The sequence below is a fragment of the Xanthomonas sp. NCPPB 1132 genome (genome assembly GCF_056629235.1).
The window spans coordinates 317,434-334,745 of sequence record NZ_CM152819.1 but is presented as its reverse complement, the minus strand read 5'-3'; the positions used below and the strand labels follow the sequence as shown (position 1 = coordinate 334,745).

Annotated in this window: 9 protein-coding genes; 5 read left to right on the top strand and 4 right to left on the bottom strand. The window is 71.3% G+C overall.

What is annotated here, in order from left to right; all coding sequences use genetic code 11:
- Positions 1 to 13 precede the first annotated feature (13 nt).
- Positions 14 to 2,710: a bifunctional acetate--CoA ligase family protein/GNAT family N-acetyltransferase gene (locus AC1G9L_RS01400; RefSeq protein ID WP_481070086.1), complete on the bottom strand. Its 2,697-nt coding sequence runs from the start codon at positions 2,708 to 2,710 to the stop codon at positions 14 to 16.
- 575 nt (positions 2,711 to 3,285) lie between these two features.
- On the opposite strand from AC1G9L_RS01400, the gene AC1G9L_RS01395 reads away from it, so the two are divergent.
- Positions 3,286 to 4,209, top strand: a complete 924-nt coding sequence (locus tag AC1G9L_RS01395; RefSeq protein ID WP_481070084.1) for an IS110 family transposase — start codon at positions 3,286 to 3,288, stop codon at positions 4,207 to 4,209.
- A gap of 267 nt (positions 4,210 to 4,476) precedes the next feature.
- Positions 4,477 to 6,315, top strand: coding sequence for a monovalent cation:proton antiporter-2 (CPA2) family protein (locus tag AC1G9L_RS01390; RefSeq protein ID WP_019800472.1), 1,839 nt, complete (start codon positions 4,477 to 4,479; stop codon positions 6,313 to 6,315).
- 481 nt (positions 6,316 to 6,796) lie between these two features.
- On the opposite strand, the gene zwf is transcribed toward AC1G9L_RS01390, so the two are convergent.
- Positions 6,797 to 8,590 carry a glucose-6-phosphate dehydrogenase gene (zwf, locus tag AC1G9L_RS01385; RefSeq protein WP_481070082.1) on the bottom strand — a complete coding sequence of 598 codons (1,794 nt, stop codon included), beginning with the start codon at positions 8,588 to 8,590 and terminating at the stop codon, positions 6,797 to 6,799.
- Positions 8,587 to 10,377, bottom strand: a complete 1,791-nt coding sequence (locus AC1G9L_RS01380; RefSeq protein WP_019801097.1) for a glycoside hydrolase family 15 protein — start codon at positions 10,375 to 10,377, stop codon at positions 8,587 to 8,589. Before AC1G9L_RS01380 ends, zwf begins: the two co-directional genes overlap by 4 nt.
- 121 nt (positions 10,378 to 10,498) lie before the next feature.
- Between AC1G9L_RS01380 and AC1G9L_RS01375 the strand changes: the two genes are divergently transcribed.
- Positions 10,499 to 11,209 (top strand): response regulator transcription factor, encoded by a 711-nt coding sequence (locus AC1G9L_RS01375; RefSeq protein ID WP_010341557.1) that lies wholly within the window; start codon positions 10,499 to 10,501, stop codon positions 11,207 to 11,209.
- A gap of 54 nt (positions 11,210 to 11,263) precedes the next feature.
- On the opposite strand, the gene AC1G9L_RS01370 is transcribed toward AC1G9L_RS01375, so the two are convergent.
- Positions 11,264 to 12,634: a sensor histidine kinase gene (locus tag AC1G9L_RS01370; RefSeq protein ID WP_481070080.1), complete on the bottom strand. Its 1,371-nt coding sequence runs from the start codon at positions 12,632 to 12,634 to the stop codon at positions 11,264 to 11,266.
- A gap of 212 nt (positions 12,635 to 12,846) precedes the next feature.
- Here AC1G9L_RS01370 and AC1G9L_RS01365 point away from each other — a divergent pair, with 212 nt between their 5' ends.
- Both AC1G9L_RS01365 and AC1G9L_RS01360 read left to right on the top strand, forming a co-directional pair.
- A complete protein-coding gene (locus AC1G9L_RS01365) occupies positions 12,847 to 15,183 on the top strand; it encodes a YadA family autotransporter adhesin (protein WP_481070079.1) in 2,337 nt (778 codons plus the stop codon).
- A gap of 64 nt (positions 15,184 to 15,247) precedes the next feature.
- Positions 15,248 to 17,137 (top strand): S8 family serine peptidase, encoded by a 1,890-nt coding sequence (locus tag AC1G9L_RS01360; RefSeq protein ID WP_019802162.1) that lies wholly within the window; start codon positions 15,248 to 15,250, stop codon positions 17,135 to 17,137.
- Positions 17,138 to 17,312: the final 175 nt, after the last annotated feature.

Below are 17,312 nucleotides of genomic sequence, written 5' to 3'. Positions count from 1 at the left end.
GCGGCGGTGCACTTCAGTGTTGCGTCACCGGCAACACCACGTCCATCAGCGTGGCGTCGTCCGGATCCGGGGTGGCCTTGAAGCCGAGTTGCTGGCACATCGCCAGCATGGTGCGGTTCTCGCGCAGCACCTGGCCTTCGACCACCTTGAGACCGAGCCAGCCGGCGTACTCGATCATGATCCGCATCAGTTGCCAGCCGATGCCGTGGCCCTTGAGGTCGGAGCGGATCAGGATGCCGTATTCGCCGCGGTCGTAGTCGGCGTCGGCGTGCAGGCGCACCGCGCCGAGCATGTCGCCGCTGCGCGGTTCGATCGCCACCAGCGCGATCGAGCGCGCGTAGTCGAGCTGGGTCAGGCGCGCAATGAACTCGTGGCTGAAATGCTTGACCGCCTGGAAGAAGCGCAGCCGCAGATCTTCGTCGGTGACGCGGGCGAAGAAGCTGCGGAACAGCGCGTCGTCCTCCGGCCGCACCGGACGCACCAGCGCGGCGCTGCCGTCGTTGAGCACGATGCGCCGTTCCCACTCCTTGGGATACGGAAAGATCGCAAAGCGCGGATGGCCGCGGCCCTTGTGCAGGCGCCGCGACGGCGCCACCGCCACCCGCGCGTCGACCGCAATCACCCCGTCGCGGTCGGCCAACAGCGGGTTGATGTCCAGTTCGCGGATCTCCGGCAGGTCGGCCGCCAGTTGCGCCAGCTTGACCAGCACCATCGCCACCGCGCGCTCGTCGGCGGCCGGCACGTCGCGGTAGGCCTTGAGGATGCGGCTGACGCGGGTGCGGCCGATCAGTTCGTGGGCCAGGCGCAGGTCCAGCGGCGGCAGCGCCAGCGCCTTGTCGTCGATCACCTCCACCGCGGTGCCGCCGCGGCCGAACACGATCACCGGGCCGAAGGTCGGATCGTCGGCGATGCCGGCGATCAACTCCCGCGCCTTCGGCCGCAACAGCGAGGGCTGCACCAGCACGCCGTCGATGCGCGCATCCGGCCGTGCGGCGCGTACGCGGGCGAGGATGCCCTCGGCTGCGTCGCGTACCGCCTCCACGCTGACCAAATTGAGGCGCACGCCGTCCACGTCGGACTTGTGCGGGATGTCGGCCGAATGGATTTTCACCGCCACCGCCGAGCCTTGCGCGAGCATCGGCGCGGCCACCTGCGCCGCGGCCTCGGCATCGGCGGCGTGTTCCACCGGCGCGGTGGGGATGCCGTAGGCGGCCAGCAGCCGCGTGGTCGCCAGCGGGTCCAGCCAGGTCTGCCCGGCGGCCAGCGCGGCGTCGACGATGCCGCGGGCGGCGGCAGCGTCGAAGGCGAAATCGTCGGGCAGGCTCGGCGGGGTTTCCATCAGCGCCGCCTGCGCCTCGCGGTAGCGCACCAGGTGCATGAAGCCGCGCACCGCGTCGGCCTCGGTGGCGTAGGTGGGAATGCGCGCGGCGTTGAGCGTGGCGGTGGCGCTCTCGTCGTTACCCAGCCACACCGCGAACACCGGCTTGTCGCGGTGATGGCGCGGGCGCTGGCCGAGGATGCGGGTCAGCGCCTGCGCCGCCTCGGCAGAGGAGGTGAACGCGGTGGGCACGTTGACCACCAGCACCGCATCGTTCTCCGGATCCTCCAGCAGCGCGCCGGCGGCGGCGGCATAGCGCTCGCCGTCGGCATCCACCACGATGTCCACCGGATTGCGGTGCGACCATTCCTGCGGCAATGCCTGTTCCAACCGCTGTTGGGTGGGCGCCGACAGCGTGGCCAGGGTGCCGCCGAGATCGGCCAGGGTGTCCACGGCCAGGTGGCCGACGCCGCCGCCGTTGCTGAGGATGGCCAGGCGCCGGCCGGGAAAGGTGCTGAGCCGGCCCAGGGTCTCGGCCGCGGCAAACAGTTCGTCCAGCGCGCGTACCCGCAGCAGGCCGGCGCGGGCGAAGGCGGCGCCGTACACCGCGTCGGAACTCGCCAGCGCCTGCACGTGGGTGTCGGCGTTGGGGTCGATGCGCAGCTGCCGGCCCGACTTCACCACCACCACCGGCTTGGCGCGCGCAGCGGCGCGGGCGGCGGACATGAACTTGCGCGCGTCGCGGATGTGCTCGACGTAGAGCAGGATCGCGCGGGTGCGGTAATCGGTGGCGAAGTAGTCGAGCAGGTCGGCGAAGTCCACGTCCAGCGCGTCGCCCAGCGAGACCACCGCCGAGAAGCCGACCGCGCGCGCCACGCCCCATTCCACCAGCGCCGCAGCGATGGCGCTGGATTCGGAGATCAGCGCCAGGTCGCCCGGCTGCGGGCAGTGCGCGGCGATGCTGGCGTTGAGCCGCGCATGCGGGGCGATCACGCCCAGGCAGTGCGGGCCGAGGATGCGCAGGCCCTTTGCGCGTGCGGCGCTCTCCACCCGCGCCGCGGCCGAGCCCGGCCCGCTGCCGAGCCCGGCGGTGAGGATGATCGCCGCGGCCACGCCGCGCCGCGCGGCGATCGACACGATGCGCGGCACCATCCGCGCCGGCGCGGTGATCACCACCAGGTCCGGCACCCACGGCAGATCGGTGAGCCGGCGCACCGTGGGCACGCCGTCGATCTCGCGGTAGCGCGGGCTGACCCAGCCGATCTGCCCGGGAAACCCGGCCGCGCGCAGGCTGCGCACCACCGCCCGCCCGGCCGAACGCTCGCGCGGGCTGCCGCCGACGATGGCGACCGAGGCGGGGCGGAACACGGACTGCAGGTGATAGGTGCTCATGGCGGCGGCAGAGGCGAGCGAATGCGTAACGGTACACGGCTGGCCGCGGCGCGGGGATGATCCGGGTCTTGCGGCCGACCGTGCCGCGCGTTCGGCGACAGAGCGTACTGTCGCGATTCCGGCCTCCGTGCGTCGGGGCTGAAGCCCCTCCCACAGGGGCTTCGGTCGGCGGCCAGGCACTCACCGTTCGCGTGTGTTGCTGGATTCAAAACGACCCCGACGGCGGCGCGTTCTCTTTGTGTGAGCGAGCTCAGGACACCTTGAATCACCCGTTTCTGCCGCGCATCGCGCCGTGTCGTAGGAGCGGCTTCAGCCGCGACGAGGCGTTCCCGGTAAGGCACGGTCGCGGTTGAAGCCGCTTGTGTCAAATGAGGGTCTATCGTTGCAGGTGAGAGCGGAGTGCGGCAGGCCGTTTAGCCGTAGTGCCAGCAAGCACGAGTAGGAGTCAGCGCCGCCGCACCCCGTGTCTCCTGCCTCATCAGCCCGAACAGTTGCCCGAGTCGCGAGCTCGAACTCCACAAGCATGGGCGTCGGCAGGAGTGCTCTCGTGCCTGAGTCTACTGCGGAGAACGTCTATGCGACGCTATATCGGGATCGATGTATCCAAGGCCGAACTGGTCATTCATGTCCTGCCGGACGAGCAGACCTGGACCCAACCCAATACGCCACAGGGGCAGCGTGCGCTGGCCCAACGCCTGGCCGAGTTGGGCTGCGAGCGGATCGTGCTGGAAGCCAGTGGCGGCTACGAACATGCCGTGCTGCAGGTGCTCCGAGAGGCGAACCTGCCGGCAGTGCGGATGGCCGCCGATCGTCCGCGCAAGCTCGCCCAGGCCTTGGGCCTGCATGCCAAGACCGATGCCCTGGACGCGCGCCTGCTGGCCATCGCCGCCCAGCACATCCCGACCATGCCCACGCCCGTGGTACCTGAGCACCAGCAGTCTCTTCGCGAACTGCTGGACCTGCGTGCCACCCTGGTGAGCCAGCGTGATGCCCATCGGCGGCGCCTGGAGCACATCACCAGCGCCAAGGTGCAACACCGCTGCCGAGAGGTGATCGCCCTGCTGAACCAGCAGATCCAGACGTTGACGCAGGAGATCGAGCAGCAGGGCAAGACCTGCTCGAGCCTACCCAAGGTGCCTGGGCTCGGGACGATCCTGCGCGCGGTTCTGGCCGCGCGGCTGCCAGAGCTGGGCACGCTGCCGCCACGCAAGCTCGCTGCCCTGGTCGGGCTGGCCCCGTTCAATCACGACAGCGGTTGCTGGAAAGGCCAGCGCCGCATCAAAGGCGGACGTGCCGACGTGCGGCGCGTGCTGTACATGGCCACCTGGGCCAGCATCCGCGCCAAATCCCCCTTGGCCAACACCTACGCACGTCTGCGCGCAGCGGGCAAGCCGGCCAAGGTCGCCATCGTCGCCTGCATGCACAAGTTCCTGCGCTGGCTCAATGCCATCGCGCGCGATCAGGCCCCGTACGCTCCTCCTGTCATCGCAGGTGCATGACAGTTGACTCCTACGCGTGTGCGCTTGTGCTTGCTCGAGGGCGCCCTTCAGTCGCCACGCAACCACGCCAGCAGGCCAGGCGACAGGGGCAAACCCGGCGCCTCGTTCCGGCGGCGCCACTCCTCCACGCGAAGGCCCGCGGCACCGCCGCCGCCAATATCCGCCACTGACCTCCAGGATGCGCAGCGCCCAGTGGGCACCCGTACACAGCCCGGGTCAGCAGACGGTCGCATTGGCGGCCGCATAATGCGGCGATGGAGACGACTCGTGCATAGCGGCGGCCTGGAACTGGCGCTGGTCCTGCTGCTGGCCGCGGTGATCGCGGTGCCGGTGTTCAAGCGGCTGGGCCTGGGCGCGGTGCTGGCCTACCTGGCCGCGGGCGTGGTGCTGGGGCCGGACGGGCTGGGCTTCGTGCAGGACACCGAGCGCATCCTCAACGCCGCCGAGATCGGCGTGGTGATGCTGCTGTTCCTGATCGGCCTGGAGCTGTCGCCGGCGCGATTGAAGGTGATGCGGCATGCGGTGTTCGGCGCCGGGTCGGCCCAGGTCGCGCTGACCGCGCTGCCGCTGGGCGCGCTGGCGCTGTGCATGGGCATGAACTGGAAGAGCGCGCTGGTGATCGGCCTGGCGCTGGCGCTGTCGTCCACCGCGGTAGGCCTGCAGCTGCTGGCCGAGCGCAAGGCGCTCAACAGCGACTACGGCCGGCTCGGCTTCGCCATCCTGCTGTTCCAGGACCTGATCGCGATCCCGCTGCTGGCCGCGGTGCCGCTGCTCGGCGGGGCCAAGAACGACACCCTGACCTGGACGGAAGTGGGCCAGGCGCTGGGCGCGCTGGCCCTGGTGGTGCTGTGCGGGCGCTTCGTGCTGCGCCACCTGTTCCGCACCGTGGCGCGCACGCGCATGCCCGAGGTGTTCACCGCCAGCGCGCTGCTGGTGGTACTGGGCAACGCCTGGTTCCTGCAGAAGGCCGGGCTCAGCCCCAGCTTGGGTGCGTTCCTGGCCGGCGTGCTGCTGGCCGATTCGGAGTTCCGCCACGAGCTGGAGGCGCAGATCGAGCCGTTCCAGGGCCTGCTGCTGGGCGTGTTCTTCATCGCCGTGGGCATGGGCATCGACCTGGACCGCATCGTCGCCGAGCCGTGGTTGATCGCCGGTGCGGTGGCCACGCTGCTGCTGGTCAAGTTCGCGCTGCTGGCCGGCATCGGCCGCGTGCTGCGCCTGCCCTGGCGCAGCGCGCTGCTGCTGGGCAGCCTGCTGTGGCTGGGCGGCGAGTTCGCCTTCGTGGTGTTCACCGAGGCGCAACGCGTGCGCCTGCTCGACGACGCCACCCACGACCGTCTGGTCGCGGTGGTCGGCGTGTCGATGGCGCTGACGCCGCTGCTGCTGATCGGCATGCAGCGCCTGCTCGGCGGCAGCGAGGCCGGCAAGGTCAAGCAGCCACCACCGCCGGCCGCGCAGTACGACAGCGTGGATGCGCAGCGCGCGCAGGTGCTGATCGCCGGCATGGGCCGCTTCGGCCAGATCGTGGCGCGCCTGCTGACCGCGCAGCGCATCCCGTTCGTGGCGCTGGAACACAATCCGGACACGGTGGAGGACCTGCGTCGCTTCGGCAACCAGCTCTACTACGGCGACCCCAGCCGCCCGGACCTGCTGCGCGCGGCCGGCAGCGACGGCATCCGCGTCTTCGTGGTGGCGATGGACGACCCGGAAACCAACATCAAGACCACGCGGCTGATCCGCCGGCTCTACCCCACTGCCAAGGTGCTGGCGCGCGCGCGCAACCGCCAGCACGCCTGGCGGCTGATGGACCTGGGCGCCGAACCGTTCCGCGAGGTGTTCGCCTCCAGCCTGGAACTGAGCGAGCAGGTGCTGCTCGGCCTGGGCCTGGACGCGGCCACCGCGCGCGACCGCATCGCCCGCTTCCGCGAACACGACACGCAACTGCTGCGCGCCCAGCACCTGGTCTACGACGACGAGGCCGCGGTGGTGCAGACCGCCCGCGCGGCGCGCGCCGACCTGACCAAGCTGTTCGAGGCCGACGTCAACGATCCCACGGCGGGGCCGGCGGATGCGACGGGCGCAACAGGCGCGGGACAGCATCGCAGTTGATGCGGGTGGTTTGAATGCTGCGGCCGAAGCCACGCGGCCAGCGGTGTCGCAGGCGTGCGCTGCGTGATGTTCGCTAGTCGCTGCCGACAACGGCGGTCACCGTGGGTACGCCGTTGCTACGCGCGACGGATCGATAGAGATGCCGACGAGTCGCCGAGGCACGTACCCACTGCTTGGTGTGCGTGTAGTCGAGCGTGGTCGCGTCGGGGCTGAAGCCCCTCCCACACTGACGGTCGACAGCGTCCGCGGCGGTGGCGCCTTTCTGGCTGCGACGACAGGGGCGGTGGACTCCCACGGCATGCCGGCTCGCCAAGGCCAATGCTCGGCAAACGCGCTGTGTCCGCGCGCCACCAATCCTTCCATTGTGGGAGGGGCTTCAGCCCCGACTGCAGGATCCATCCGCCGTGGCTGTACCGCTCCTCCCTGACATGGAGGCATTTCCCCGAACACTGGCGCTCATGCCCGCGCCCGGTGCACCGCTTCAGCGCTTGCGCACGGGACGCTTCGCGGTGCTGTTGGCCGCGCGCTTGACGGTTTTCTTCGCGACCTCCTTCGCGGCCTTCTTGGCGACCTTCCTGGCCACCGGCGTCTTCGCCGGCGCCGAGGCAGTCTTGCGCTTGGTCGACTTGCCTGGCTTCGCGGACGCCGAGGCATCGCCCGCCTTGGCCCCGCTGCGCTTCGGCGCCGGCGTCACTGGCCGGGTCTCGGTCGTGGCGGTGGCTTCGGGCGGCCGCCGCGGCGGCGGGCGGCGCCCGGCGGTCAGGGTGCGCCAGGTATGGCCGCCGTTGAGCGCCAGCAGCGCATCGGCCGCGGCCGGGCCGGCGCTGCCGGCCGGGTACTGCGGGGTCTCGTCGGCCGAGGTCTGCCAGGCGTCGAGGATCGGCTGCACGATGGTCCAGGCCGCCTCGACCATGGTCGCGTCCTGGAACAGGCCGGCCTCACCGTGCATGCAGTCCTGCAGCAGGCGCTCGTAGCCCACCGTGTATTCCTTGGGGAACCAGTCGCGGTAGCGGAAATCCATGCGCACCGGCGCCAGGCTGACCCGCGCTCCCGGACGCTTGACGTCGAACTGCAGCGAGATGCCCTCGTCCGGCTGGATGTGCAGCACCAGCCAGTCGGGGCCGTAGCCACCGATCTCGGCACTGCGCAGCGGCGCCAGCGGCGCCGGCTTGAAGCGGATCGCGATCTCGGTGGTGCGCTCGCGCAGGCGCTTGCCGGTGCGCAGGTAGAACGGCACGCCGGCCCAGCGCCAGGTGTCCACCTGCAGCTTCATCGCCACGTAGGTCTCGGTGTTGGAATCCGGCGGCACCGTGTCTTCCTCGCGGTAGCCAGGCACCGCGTTGCGGCCGATCGCGCCGGCCGCGTACTGGCCGCGCACCACGTCGGCCGGACTCAGCGGCCGCACCGCCTCGATCACCTCGGCACGCCGGCGCAGCATCGCCGCCGGGGTGAAGGCCGCCGGCGGCTCCATCGCGATCATCGCCAGCAGCTGGAACAGGTGATTGGGCACCATGTCGCGCAGGCAGCCGGTGGGATCGTAGAAACCACCGCGGCCTTCCACGCCGATGGTCTCGGCCGCGGTGATCTGCACGTGGTCGATGCGGTCGCGGTTCCACACCGGCTCGAACAGGCCGTTGGCGAAGCGGAAGGCAAGGATGTTCTGCACCGTTTCCTTGCCCAGGAAATGGTCGATGCGGAACACCTGATCCTCGTCGAGCACACGGCCGACGATGGCGTTGAGCTCGCGCGCGCTCTGCAGGTCGTGGCCGAACGGCTTCTCCACGATCACCCGGCGCCAGCCGCCGCTGGCGCTCTGCCTGACCAGCCCGGCCGCCCCCAGTTGCTCGATCACCGGTGCGAAGAAGCGCGCCGCGGTGGCCAGGTAGAACAGCACGTTACCGCCGGTGCGGTACTGCGCGCCGATCTTCTCCAGCAGCGCGCCCAGGCTGCGATAAGTGCCGGCGTCGTTGAAGTCGCCGCGCAGGTAGTGCAGGCGCGAGCGCAGCCAGCCCCACACCTCCTCGTCCAGGCCATCGGCCTTGAATTCGGCGTCGCGGTCGGCCATCAGCCCGCGCATCGCATCGCCGAGCATGCGCCGCCACGCCACCTCGCTGACCGCGCCGTGATCGACGCCGATCACTGCGAACTCCTCGGGCAACGCGCCGCTGTGGCGCAGGTTGTACAGCGCCGGCAGCACCAGGCGGCGGGTCAGGTCGCCACGGGCGCCGAACACCACGATCAGGCAGGGAGGAGTGGTCTGGGAGGCATCGCTCATGGATGGGTGTCCTGTTCGCCGATCAAGCCATGCAGGCGCAGCGCCGCGTGGACCAGCGCCACGTGCGAATAGCCCTGCGGGAAATTGCCGAGCATGCGGCCGCTGCGCGGGTCGTACTCCTCGGCCAGCAGGCCGACGTCGTTGCACAGCGCGAGCAGGCGCTCGAACAGCGCGCGCGCCTGCTCGCGGCGGCCAAGCAGCGCGTAGTTCTCCACCAGCCAGAAGCTGCAGGCGATGAAGGTGCCCTCGCCGGCCGGCAGTCCGTCGCCGCTGGCGTCGTCGGCGCGGTAGCGCTCGACCAGGCCGTCGATGCTCAGGCGGGCGGCGATGGCGTCGGCGGTCGCGGCCACGCGTGGATCGTCCGGCGGCAGGAAGCCGACCAGCGGAATCAGCAGCGTCGCCGCGTCCAGCCGCTCGCTGCCGTAGCTCTGCACGAAATAGCCGTCGCGGTGCACGCCCTGCGCCAGCACCTGCGCATGGATCTCGTCGGCCAGCGCGCGCCAGTGCGCGCGTTGCGCGGCATCGGCGTCGGTGACGCCATCGCGCGCGCCGCAGTCGAACGCCAGCCACGCCATCACCTTGGAATGCACGAAGTGCTGGCGCTTGTCGCGGATTTCCCAGATGCCTTCGTCCGGCTCGCGCCAGCGCTGCTCCAGCACCTCCAGCAACTGCCGCGCCAGCGAGCGGCCATGCACCGCCGTGGCCATGCCCTCGTGGTGGCCGCGGTGGAACGCGGCGATCACCTCGCCATAGACGTCGAGCTGGAACTGGCCGACCGCGGCATTGCCCACGCGCACCGGCGAGGCGCCTTCATAGCCGGGCAGCCAGTCCACCGTCCATTCGGACATGCGCCGCTCGCCGCCGATGCCGTACAGCGCCTGCAACTGGTCCGGCGAGCCGGCCACGGTGCGCTGCAGCCAGCCGTGGAAGGCGGCGGCCTCGTCGAAATAGCCGGCCGCGCGCAATGCGGTGAGGGTGAACACCGCATCGCGCAGCCAGCAGAAGCGATAGTCCCAGTTGCGCTCGCCGCCCAGGCGTTCGGGCAGCGAAGTGGTTGGCGCGGCGACGATGGCGCCGGTGGGCAGATAGCTCAGGCCCTTCAACACCACCAGCGAGCGCCGCACCGCCTCGGTCCACGGGCCGGCATGCAGGCAGCGGTGCGACCAGCCACGCCAGAACGCCTCGGTCTGCGCCAGCGCCTGTTCCGGCTCCAGCAGCGGCGGCAGCTCCAGGTGCGAGGCGCCGTGGCTGAGCACGAACCAGGTGCTCTCGCCGGCCTGCAGCACGAACTCGGCCTCGGTGGCGAAGCCGTGGCCGTGCATTGCCTGCGGGCTGCGCACGGCGATCTGGTCCGGCCCGGCCACCGCCTGCAGGCCGCCGTCGATCTGCGACACCCAGGGAATGGTGCGGCCGTAGTTGAAGCGCAACTGCAGCTGCATGCGCAGCGGCACCGTGCCGTGCAGGCCGCGCACGATCCGCACCACGTGGTTGTGCATCACCTCGTCGTGGCTGGCGACCATGAAGTCGAGCAGCGCCACTGCGCCGGTGTCGGTCTCGAACCGCGTGTCCAGCACCAGGCTGCCGTCGCGGTAGGCGCGGCTGCTGGTGAAGGCGCCCTGCGGCGCGATCGCCCAGCGGCCGTGGTCGGGCTCGCCGAGCAGGGCGGCGAACAGGGCATCGGAATCGAAGCGCGGCAGACACAGCCAGTCGATCGAGCCGCAACGGTCCACCAGGGCCGCGCTGCGGCAGTTGCCGAGCATGGCGTAGTCTTCGATTCGCGAGGCCATCGTCGGCGCCGGGACGGAGGAGCGGCGAGTCTGCCAGCGCCGGTGTTTGCGTCGCGTAATCGCCGCAGCACGCCGTTCAGGCGCGCGCAAGCGCGCGGCTGCGGCTACACTGCGGCTGCGCATGACTTCCGATCCCGCTGCCGCCGCCCTGCGCACTCTGGTCCTGGAGGACGATCCGATACTGCGCGATCGCATCCTGGTACCGGGCCTGCGCCGCTTCGGTTTCGCCGCCGACGGCTGCGGCACCGGCGCCGAACTGCAGCAGCGGGTGCAGCGCGAGGGCGCCGAGATCGTGGTGCTGGATGTCGGCCTGCCCGATACCGATGGCTTCACCCTGGCCGGCGCGCTGCGCCAGCAGTACCCGGACCTCGGCATCGTCATGCTGACCAGCCTGGGCCAGACCGAGGACCGCATCCGCGGCCTGACCGGCGGCGCCGACGCCTACCTGTCCAAACCGGTGGAAATCGACCTGCTGGCCGCGACCCTGCACAGCCTGGCGCGGCGCGTGAGCGGACGCCCGCCGGCGGCGCCGGCACGCGGACGCTGGCAGATGAGCGAAGACGGCTGGTGCCTGCTGTCGCCGTCCGGCGCCGCCGCCGCGCTGACCGGCAGCGAACGCCGCCTGTGCCTGCGCCTGCTCGAGCAACCGGGCCTGCTGGTGGCGCGGGAGGCGCTGATCGCCGCCCTCACCGACCGCGTCTACGACTTCGACGCGCACCGCCTGGATTCGATGGTGCACCGCCTGCGCAGCAAGGTGCAGCGCCGCTGCGGCGAACCGCTGCCGCTGGCCGCGGTGCACGGCAAGGGCTACATCCTCGATCCTGCCGGCTGACCCGCCGCTCGCCAGCGCGTGCCGCGTGGCGCGGGCAGGCGCAGCTAGCCAGGCCTACGCCGGCGCTGAGGCCGGCACCGCATCGGCATGCGGCAACACGATGCGGAAGCGCGTGCCCACGCCCACCGTGCTGTGCACCTGGATGCGGCCACCGGCGCGCACCACCAGATCGCGCACCACCGCCAGGCCCAGGCCGGTGCCGCTGTCGGCAGGCTTGGTGCTGTAGAACGGCTCGAACACCTGCGCGGCCACCTCGGCCGGCATGCCGTGGCCATCGTCGGCGACCTCGATGACGGTGCCCTCGTCCTCACTGGAGACGGCGATGTCGAAATGGCCACGGTCGGCGATCGCGTCGCGGCTGTTGGAGGCCAGGTTCAGCAGCATCAGGTCGAACTGGCTGCGCTCGAAGCGGATCGGCGCCGGCGCCGCCGGGAGCGCGCAGCGCAGCACGATGCGCGCCTCCAGCAACTGCCGCAACATCGGCTGCAGCGCCTCCACCGCCGCCGCGGCTTCGAAGCGCTCGACATGCTCGGCGTCGCGGCGGCTGAAGCGCAGCAGCCGGCGCACGATGGTCATGCCGCGCTCGGCCGATTCCTCCACCGCCGCCAGGCTGTCCTCCAGGTGCGCGATGCGTTGCGCGTCGCCGTCCAGATCGTCGTCGTGACGCGCAGCGGCGAAGCCGGACATGACCGCCAGAATGTTGTTGAAATCGTGGGCCAGGCCGCTGGCCATGCGCTCGGTGATCTCGCGCTTCTGCGCATGGATCAGCTGGGTCTGCGCGCGCTCGCGCTCCTGCATCTCCTGCTGCAGGCGCTGGCCACGCGCGTTGGACTCGCGCAGGCTCTCGCGCAGCGCCTCGGTGGTGCGGTCCAGCAGCAGCGCCACCAACAGGTAGCTGAAGAGCACCGGCAGCACGTTGAACAGTGCCTGCGCCGGCGCACCGGCCAGTTCGGCCAGCGCATCGCGGCCCACGCCGACGCCGAGCATCAGCAGCAAGGCGACGAAGGTGACCCACAGCGCGCGGCGCCCCAGCACCAGCCCGGCCAGGATCAGCACCAGCATCTGCGCCAACTGGTCCGGCAACTGCCGCTGGAAGCCGTGGATGGCGGCGTTGACCAGCAGCGAGCCGAGCATCGCCCCGAGCAGCAGCCGCACGCCGCCGCGCAAGGCGCCATGGCGCACGCGCACGAAACCGATCGCCGCGCACACCCCGATCAGCAGGCTCATGGTCAACGAGATCACCAGCCCGGGCTGCACCGGCTGCCCGCGCAGCTGCGGCCACGCCAGCACCAGCGCGATCACCAGCGTGGCGGGGATGGTCACCGCCAGGAACAGCAGCAGCAACTGGATCACCCGCGCGTTGCGCCGGTCCACCTCGTCCAGCAGCGGCGCGCGGCCCAGCCAGTTCCAGAACGCCTTCGCCATGCCGCCGTGCTCCATTCCCGTTCAGTGAGAATCCGATGATGATCATGCGAGAACTTGCAGGTGACAAGCCGGTGACGGCGGGCCTAAGTTCGCATGACGGAACGCGCCCGGGGACGACGGCGCGGCTCCCAGACCACTCCTGACCGATGCGGAGGCGCACGCGCGCCGCCGACGTCACCTTCTGCCCTGCCGTTTTCCAGCCCGAGATCGCCATGAACGCACGCTCTTCCCTGCGCGGCACCGCCGCCCGTCATCCGATGCCCCGCGCCTACAGCACCCTGGCCCTGGCCTGTGCGCTGTGCCTGTCGTCGACGGCCCTGGCGCAGACGCCCACCTCCACGACGACCGGCACGGCCCAGTCCACCGGCACCGACGCCACAACCAGCGACGCCAGCACCACGCCAGCCGCGACCACCTACGACCCCAGCGTCTACTTCAAGGCCACCGGCAGCGCCGACAGCGACGCCGGCGCCGAAGCCGACGGCGACGAAGCGCTGGCCGCCGGTGAGGCCGCCTCGGCGGTGGGGACCGGCGCCATGGCGATCGGCGGCGGCGCGGTGGGCTACGCCGACCATGCGCTGGCGGTCGGCCACAACAGCCTGGCCACCGAGATCTCCACCACCGCCATCGGCGGCATGCTCGACGTGGATTACTCGTCGCTGCCCAACGGCGTGACCATCCTGCAGCAGACCTCGGCCACCGGCATGGCGGCGACCGCGCTGGGCGCCGGCGCCCAGGCCAGCGGCAAGTTCAACGTGGCTGCCGGCGCCGGCGCGATCGCCAGCGACCGCTCCAGCGTCGCGGTCGGCGGCATCGTCGACGTGAGCGAGGAGATGAATCCGGGCTTCGGTGTGGAAGGCACCCAGTTGCAGGCCACCCAGGCCACCGGCCCGCTGTCCACCGCGCTGGGCGGCGGCGCGCTGGCCACCGCCTACAGTTCCACCGCGGTCGGCGCCCTGGCCGAAGCCAGCGCCAACCGCACCGTGGCCGTCGGCACCACCGCGGTGGCCAACCAGTACGCCGCCGTCGCGGTGGGCGCGCAGAGCCAGGCCACCGCCGAGTGGGCCACCGCCTTCGGCAACGGCGCACGCGCCCTGGGCACGCACAGCGTGGCCATGGGCCCCAGCGCGTACGCGCAGAGCGACGACGCCACCGCGGTCGGCCCGGCCGCGCTCGCCCTCGGCGTCGGCTCCAGCGCGCTCGGCAACGGCTCCTGGGCCGGCGGCACCCGCAGCCTGGCCCTGGGCGGGGGCATGGTGTGGAACGGCGAATTCTTCCGCGAGACCCCGGTGCTGTTCTACGACAGCATCGCCGTGGGCACCGGCGCGGACGTGTTCGGCGACCGGTCGATCGCGATCGGCCCCGGCGCCCGCGTCGGCAACTCGCAGTTCGTCAACGACCAGACGACCATCACCAACAACAGCGTGGCGCTGGGCGCCGGCTCGGTCACCGAACGCGACAACACCGTGTCCATCGGTGCGGCGGGCGCCGAGCGTCAGCTCACCAACCTGGCCGCCGGCACCATGGACACCGACGCGGTCAACCTCGCGCAGTTGCGCAACGTCGCCGCCGCCTTCGGCGCCGGCAGCGTGGTCGATGCCAACGGCAACCTGATCGGCGGCAATTATCTGGTGCAGGGTAGCCACTACACCGACCTGGGCTCGGCGATGGGTGCGCTGGACACCGCGCTGACCGGCTTCGGCAACCGCCTCGACGCGATCGGCGGCTCCGGCGGGGTCAGCATCGGCGGCGGCGGCGGCGCGGCCACGGCACCCAGCACCGGCGCCGGCACCAATGCCGTGGCTGTGGGTTCCGGCGCCACCGCCAACGGCAACAACGGCCTGGCGATGGGCGCGCAGGCGCTGGCCTACGGCCCCAACGACACCGCCATCGGCGGCAACGCCACGGTCAATGCCGACGGCAGCACCGCGGTCGGCGCCAACGCCCGCGTCGCCGCGGTGGCGACCAATGCGGTGGCGCTCGGCGAGAGCGCCAGTGCCTCTGCCGCCTCGGCCACCGCGCTCGGCCAGGGCGCATCGGCCACTGCCGCCAACGCGGTCGCGCTGGGCCAGGGTTCGGTCGCCGACCGAGCCAACACGGTCTCGGTGGGCAGCGCCGGCAACGAGCGGCAGATCGCCAACGTCGCCGCCGGCAGCGCCGGCACCGATGCGGCCAACGTGGCGCAGATGCGCGCCGGCGACAGCGCCACCCTGAGCAGCGCCAACGCCTACACCAACACCCGCATCACCGCGCTGGACGACAGCTTCAACCAGCTGCGCACCGACACCGAACACCGCCTCGACGGCATGGACCGGCGCATGGACAAGCTCGGCGCGATGAGCGCGGCGATGCTCAACATGGCGGTCAACGCCGCCGGCACGCAGAGCCCGCGCGGGCGCGTGTCGGTCGGCGCCGGCTTCCAGGGCGGACAGCAGGCGCTGTCGATCGGCTACGCCCGCAAGCTCGGCGCGCGTGCCTCGTTCAGCCTGGGCGGCGCCTTCAGCAACGGCGAGTCCTCGGCCGGCATCGGCGTGGGCGTGGACCTGTGATGTCGCGCGGCGCCACGCGCGCCGCGATGTTTCTTCCTCTTCCTCTTTTTTCCAGGATCTGCAGATGATGTCTTCCAACACGCTCGCCGCTGCCCTCGCCGCCGTCCTGTTCGCCGCTGGCGCGCAAGCGGCCACTCCCACCATCGGCCTGGGCCGCGTGCAGGGCCCGGTGCCGCAATCGGCCAACCCCAACGACCTGGGCCAGCGCTTCATCGTCAAGACCCGCGACGGCGGCACCCAGGCGCGCAGCCTGCTCGCCACCACCCTCAGCAGCGCGGTGGCACGCAGCGGCATGCAGCGCGCGCAGATCGCCAGCGACGGCCTGACCGTACGCAGCGCCGTCAGCGCCAAGGTGCTGCGCGACATGGCGGTGCCGGGCTGGCACGTGGTGCAGACCTCGCGCCACCTCAGCGACAGCGAGCGCACCGCCTTCATCAACGAACTGAAGGCCGACCCGTCGGTGGTGTCGGTGCAGGTCGACCGCCTGTACCGGCGTCTGGACGAGGCCAGCGTGCGCCTGCCGGCCGCCGTCGCGGCCGCCGCCTCCACCACCCCCAACGATCCGGCCTACGCCCAGTTGCAGTGGAATTTCCACGACCCGGTCGGCGGGGTGAACGCCGAGCAGGGCTGGACCCGCTCCACCGGCAAGGGCGTGGTGGTGGCGGTGGTCGACACCGGTGTAGTCAAGGACAACCCGGACCTGGTCGCCAACGTGCTGCCCGGCTACGACATGATCACCGACCACCGCGTCTCGCGCCGCGACACCGACGGCCGCGTGGCCGGCGGCTACGACCTGGGCGACTGGGTCGAGGCCGACTACTGCAACGCGCTCGGCGGCTCCGGCAACGCCCCGGAGCCGAGCTCGTGGCACGGCAGCCACGTCTCCGGCACCATCGCCCAGGTCACCAACAACAACCTGGCCACCGCCGGCCTGGCCTACGACGCCAAGATCCTGCCGGTGCGCGTGCTCGGCTCCTGCGGCGGCTTCGGCAGCGACATCACCGACGGCATGCTGTGGGCCGCGGGCCTGCCGGTCGCCGGGCTGCCGACCAACCCGAACCCGGCCGAGGTGATCAACATGAGCCTGGGCAGCAGTTCCCCGGACACCTGCCCGCAGATCTACCAGGACGCGATCGACCAGATCAACGCCAAGGGCACGATCATCGTGGTCGCCGCCGGCAACTCCAACGCCAACGCCGCCACGTACACCATGTCCTCCTGCAACGGCGTGATCAGCGTCGGCGCCTCGCGCATCAACGGCGGCCGCGCCAGCTATTCCAACTACGGCACCCGCGTGGACATCGCCGCGCCGGGCGGCGGCGGCGACATCGACGGCAACCCGGGCGGCTACATCTTCCAGGTGATCAACGGCGGCTCGCAGAGCCCGACCACCACCTGGCAGATCGGCGGCATGGCCGGCACCTCGATGGCCTCCCCGCACGTGGCCGCGGCGGTGGCGCTGGTGCAGAGCGTGGCCACCACCCCGTTCAGCTGGACCGGCATGCGCGACCTGCTGCGCGCCAGCGCGCGGCCGTTCCCGGTGGCGATCCCCACCAGCACGCCGATCGGCGCCGGCATCCTGGACGTGGACATGCTGCTGCAGATGGCCACCACCCCGCCGTGCAATCCATCGGACAGCACCTGCGTGCCGCCGACCAAGACCCTGGTCAACAAGGTGGAGATGCGTGGCCTCGGCAGCCAGGGCGGCGATGCGCTGTACAGCTTCCAGGCCGCCGCCGGCACCGTGGTCAGCTTCATGACCTTCGGCGGCAACGGCAACGTGGCGATGTACGTGTCGGCGGGCAAGGTGCCGACCAGCAGCACCTACGACGCGCGCTCCACCCGTGCCGGGACCACCACCCAGACGGTGCGCCTCACCCCGTCCAGCGCCACGACCTACTACGTGCGCCTGAGCGGCAGCTATAGCGGCCTGACCGTGGTCGCACGGCAGTAACGCGACCGCGCGGCGGCGCCGTTCGCCGCCGCGCCACGTGCGCGGGAGGAGCTCCTCCCGCCGCGGTTCCGAAAGCAGCGATGGACCACCATGACGCACTCGCCCGCCTTCCGGCGGGCATTTTTTTGGGCGCTGCGGCGCACCGCGATGCGGCAAGCCCCTCTCCCATCGGAGG

Excerpts from the sequence above, each read along its gene's own strand:
- AC1G9L_RS01400 (WP_481070086.1), bottom strand. The coding sequence starts at position 2,710 with ATGAGCACCTATCACCTGCAGTCCGTGTTCCGCCCCGCCTCGGTCGCC.
- AC1G9L_RS01395 (WP_481070084.1), top strand. The coding sequence starts at position 3,286 with ATGCGACGCTATATCGGGATCGATGTATCCAAGGCCGAACTGGTCATT.
- zwf (WP_481070082.1), bottom strand. The coding sequence starts at position 8,590 with ATGAGCGATGCCTCCCAGACCACTCCTCCCTGCCTGATCGTGGTGTTC.
- AC1G9L_RS01380 (WP_019801097.1), bottom strand. The coding sequence starts at position 10,377 with ATGGCCTCGCGAATCGAAGACTACGCCATGCTCGGCAACTGCCGCAGC.
- AC1G9L_RS01375 (WP_010341557.1), top strand. The coding sequence starts at position 10,499 with ATGACTTCCGATCCCGCTGCCGCCGCCCTGCGCACTCTGGTCCTGGAG.
- AC1G9L_RS01370 (WP_481070080.1), bottom strand. The coding sequence starts at position 12,634 with ATGGCGAAGGCGTTCTGGAACTGGCTGGGCCGCGCGCCGCTGCTGGAC.
- AC1G9L_RS01365 (WP_481070079.1), top strand. The coding sequence starts at position 12,847 with ATGAACGCACGCTCTTCCCTGCGCGGCACCGCCGCCCGTCATCCGATG.
- AC1G9L_RS01360 (WP_019802162.1), top strand. The coding sequence starts at position 15,248 with ATGATGTCTTCCAACACGCTCGCCGCTGCCCTCGCCGCCGTCCTGTTC.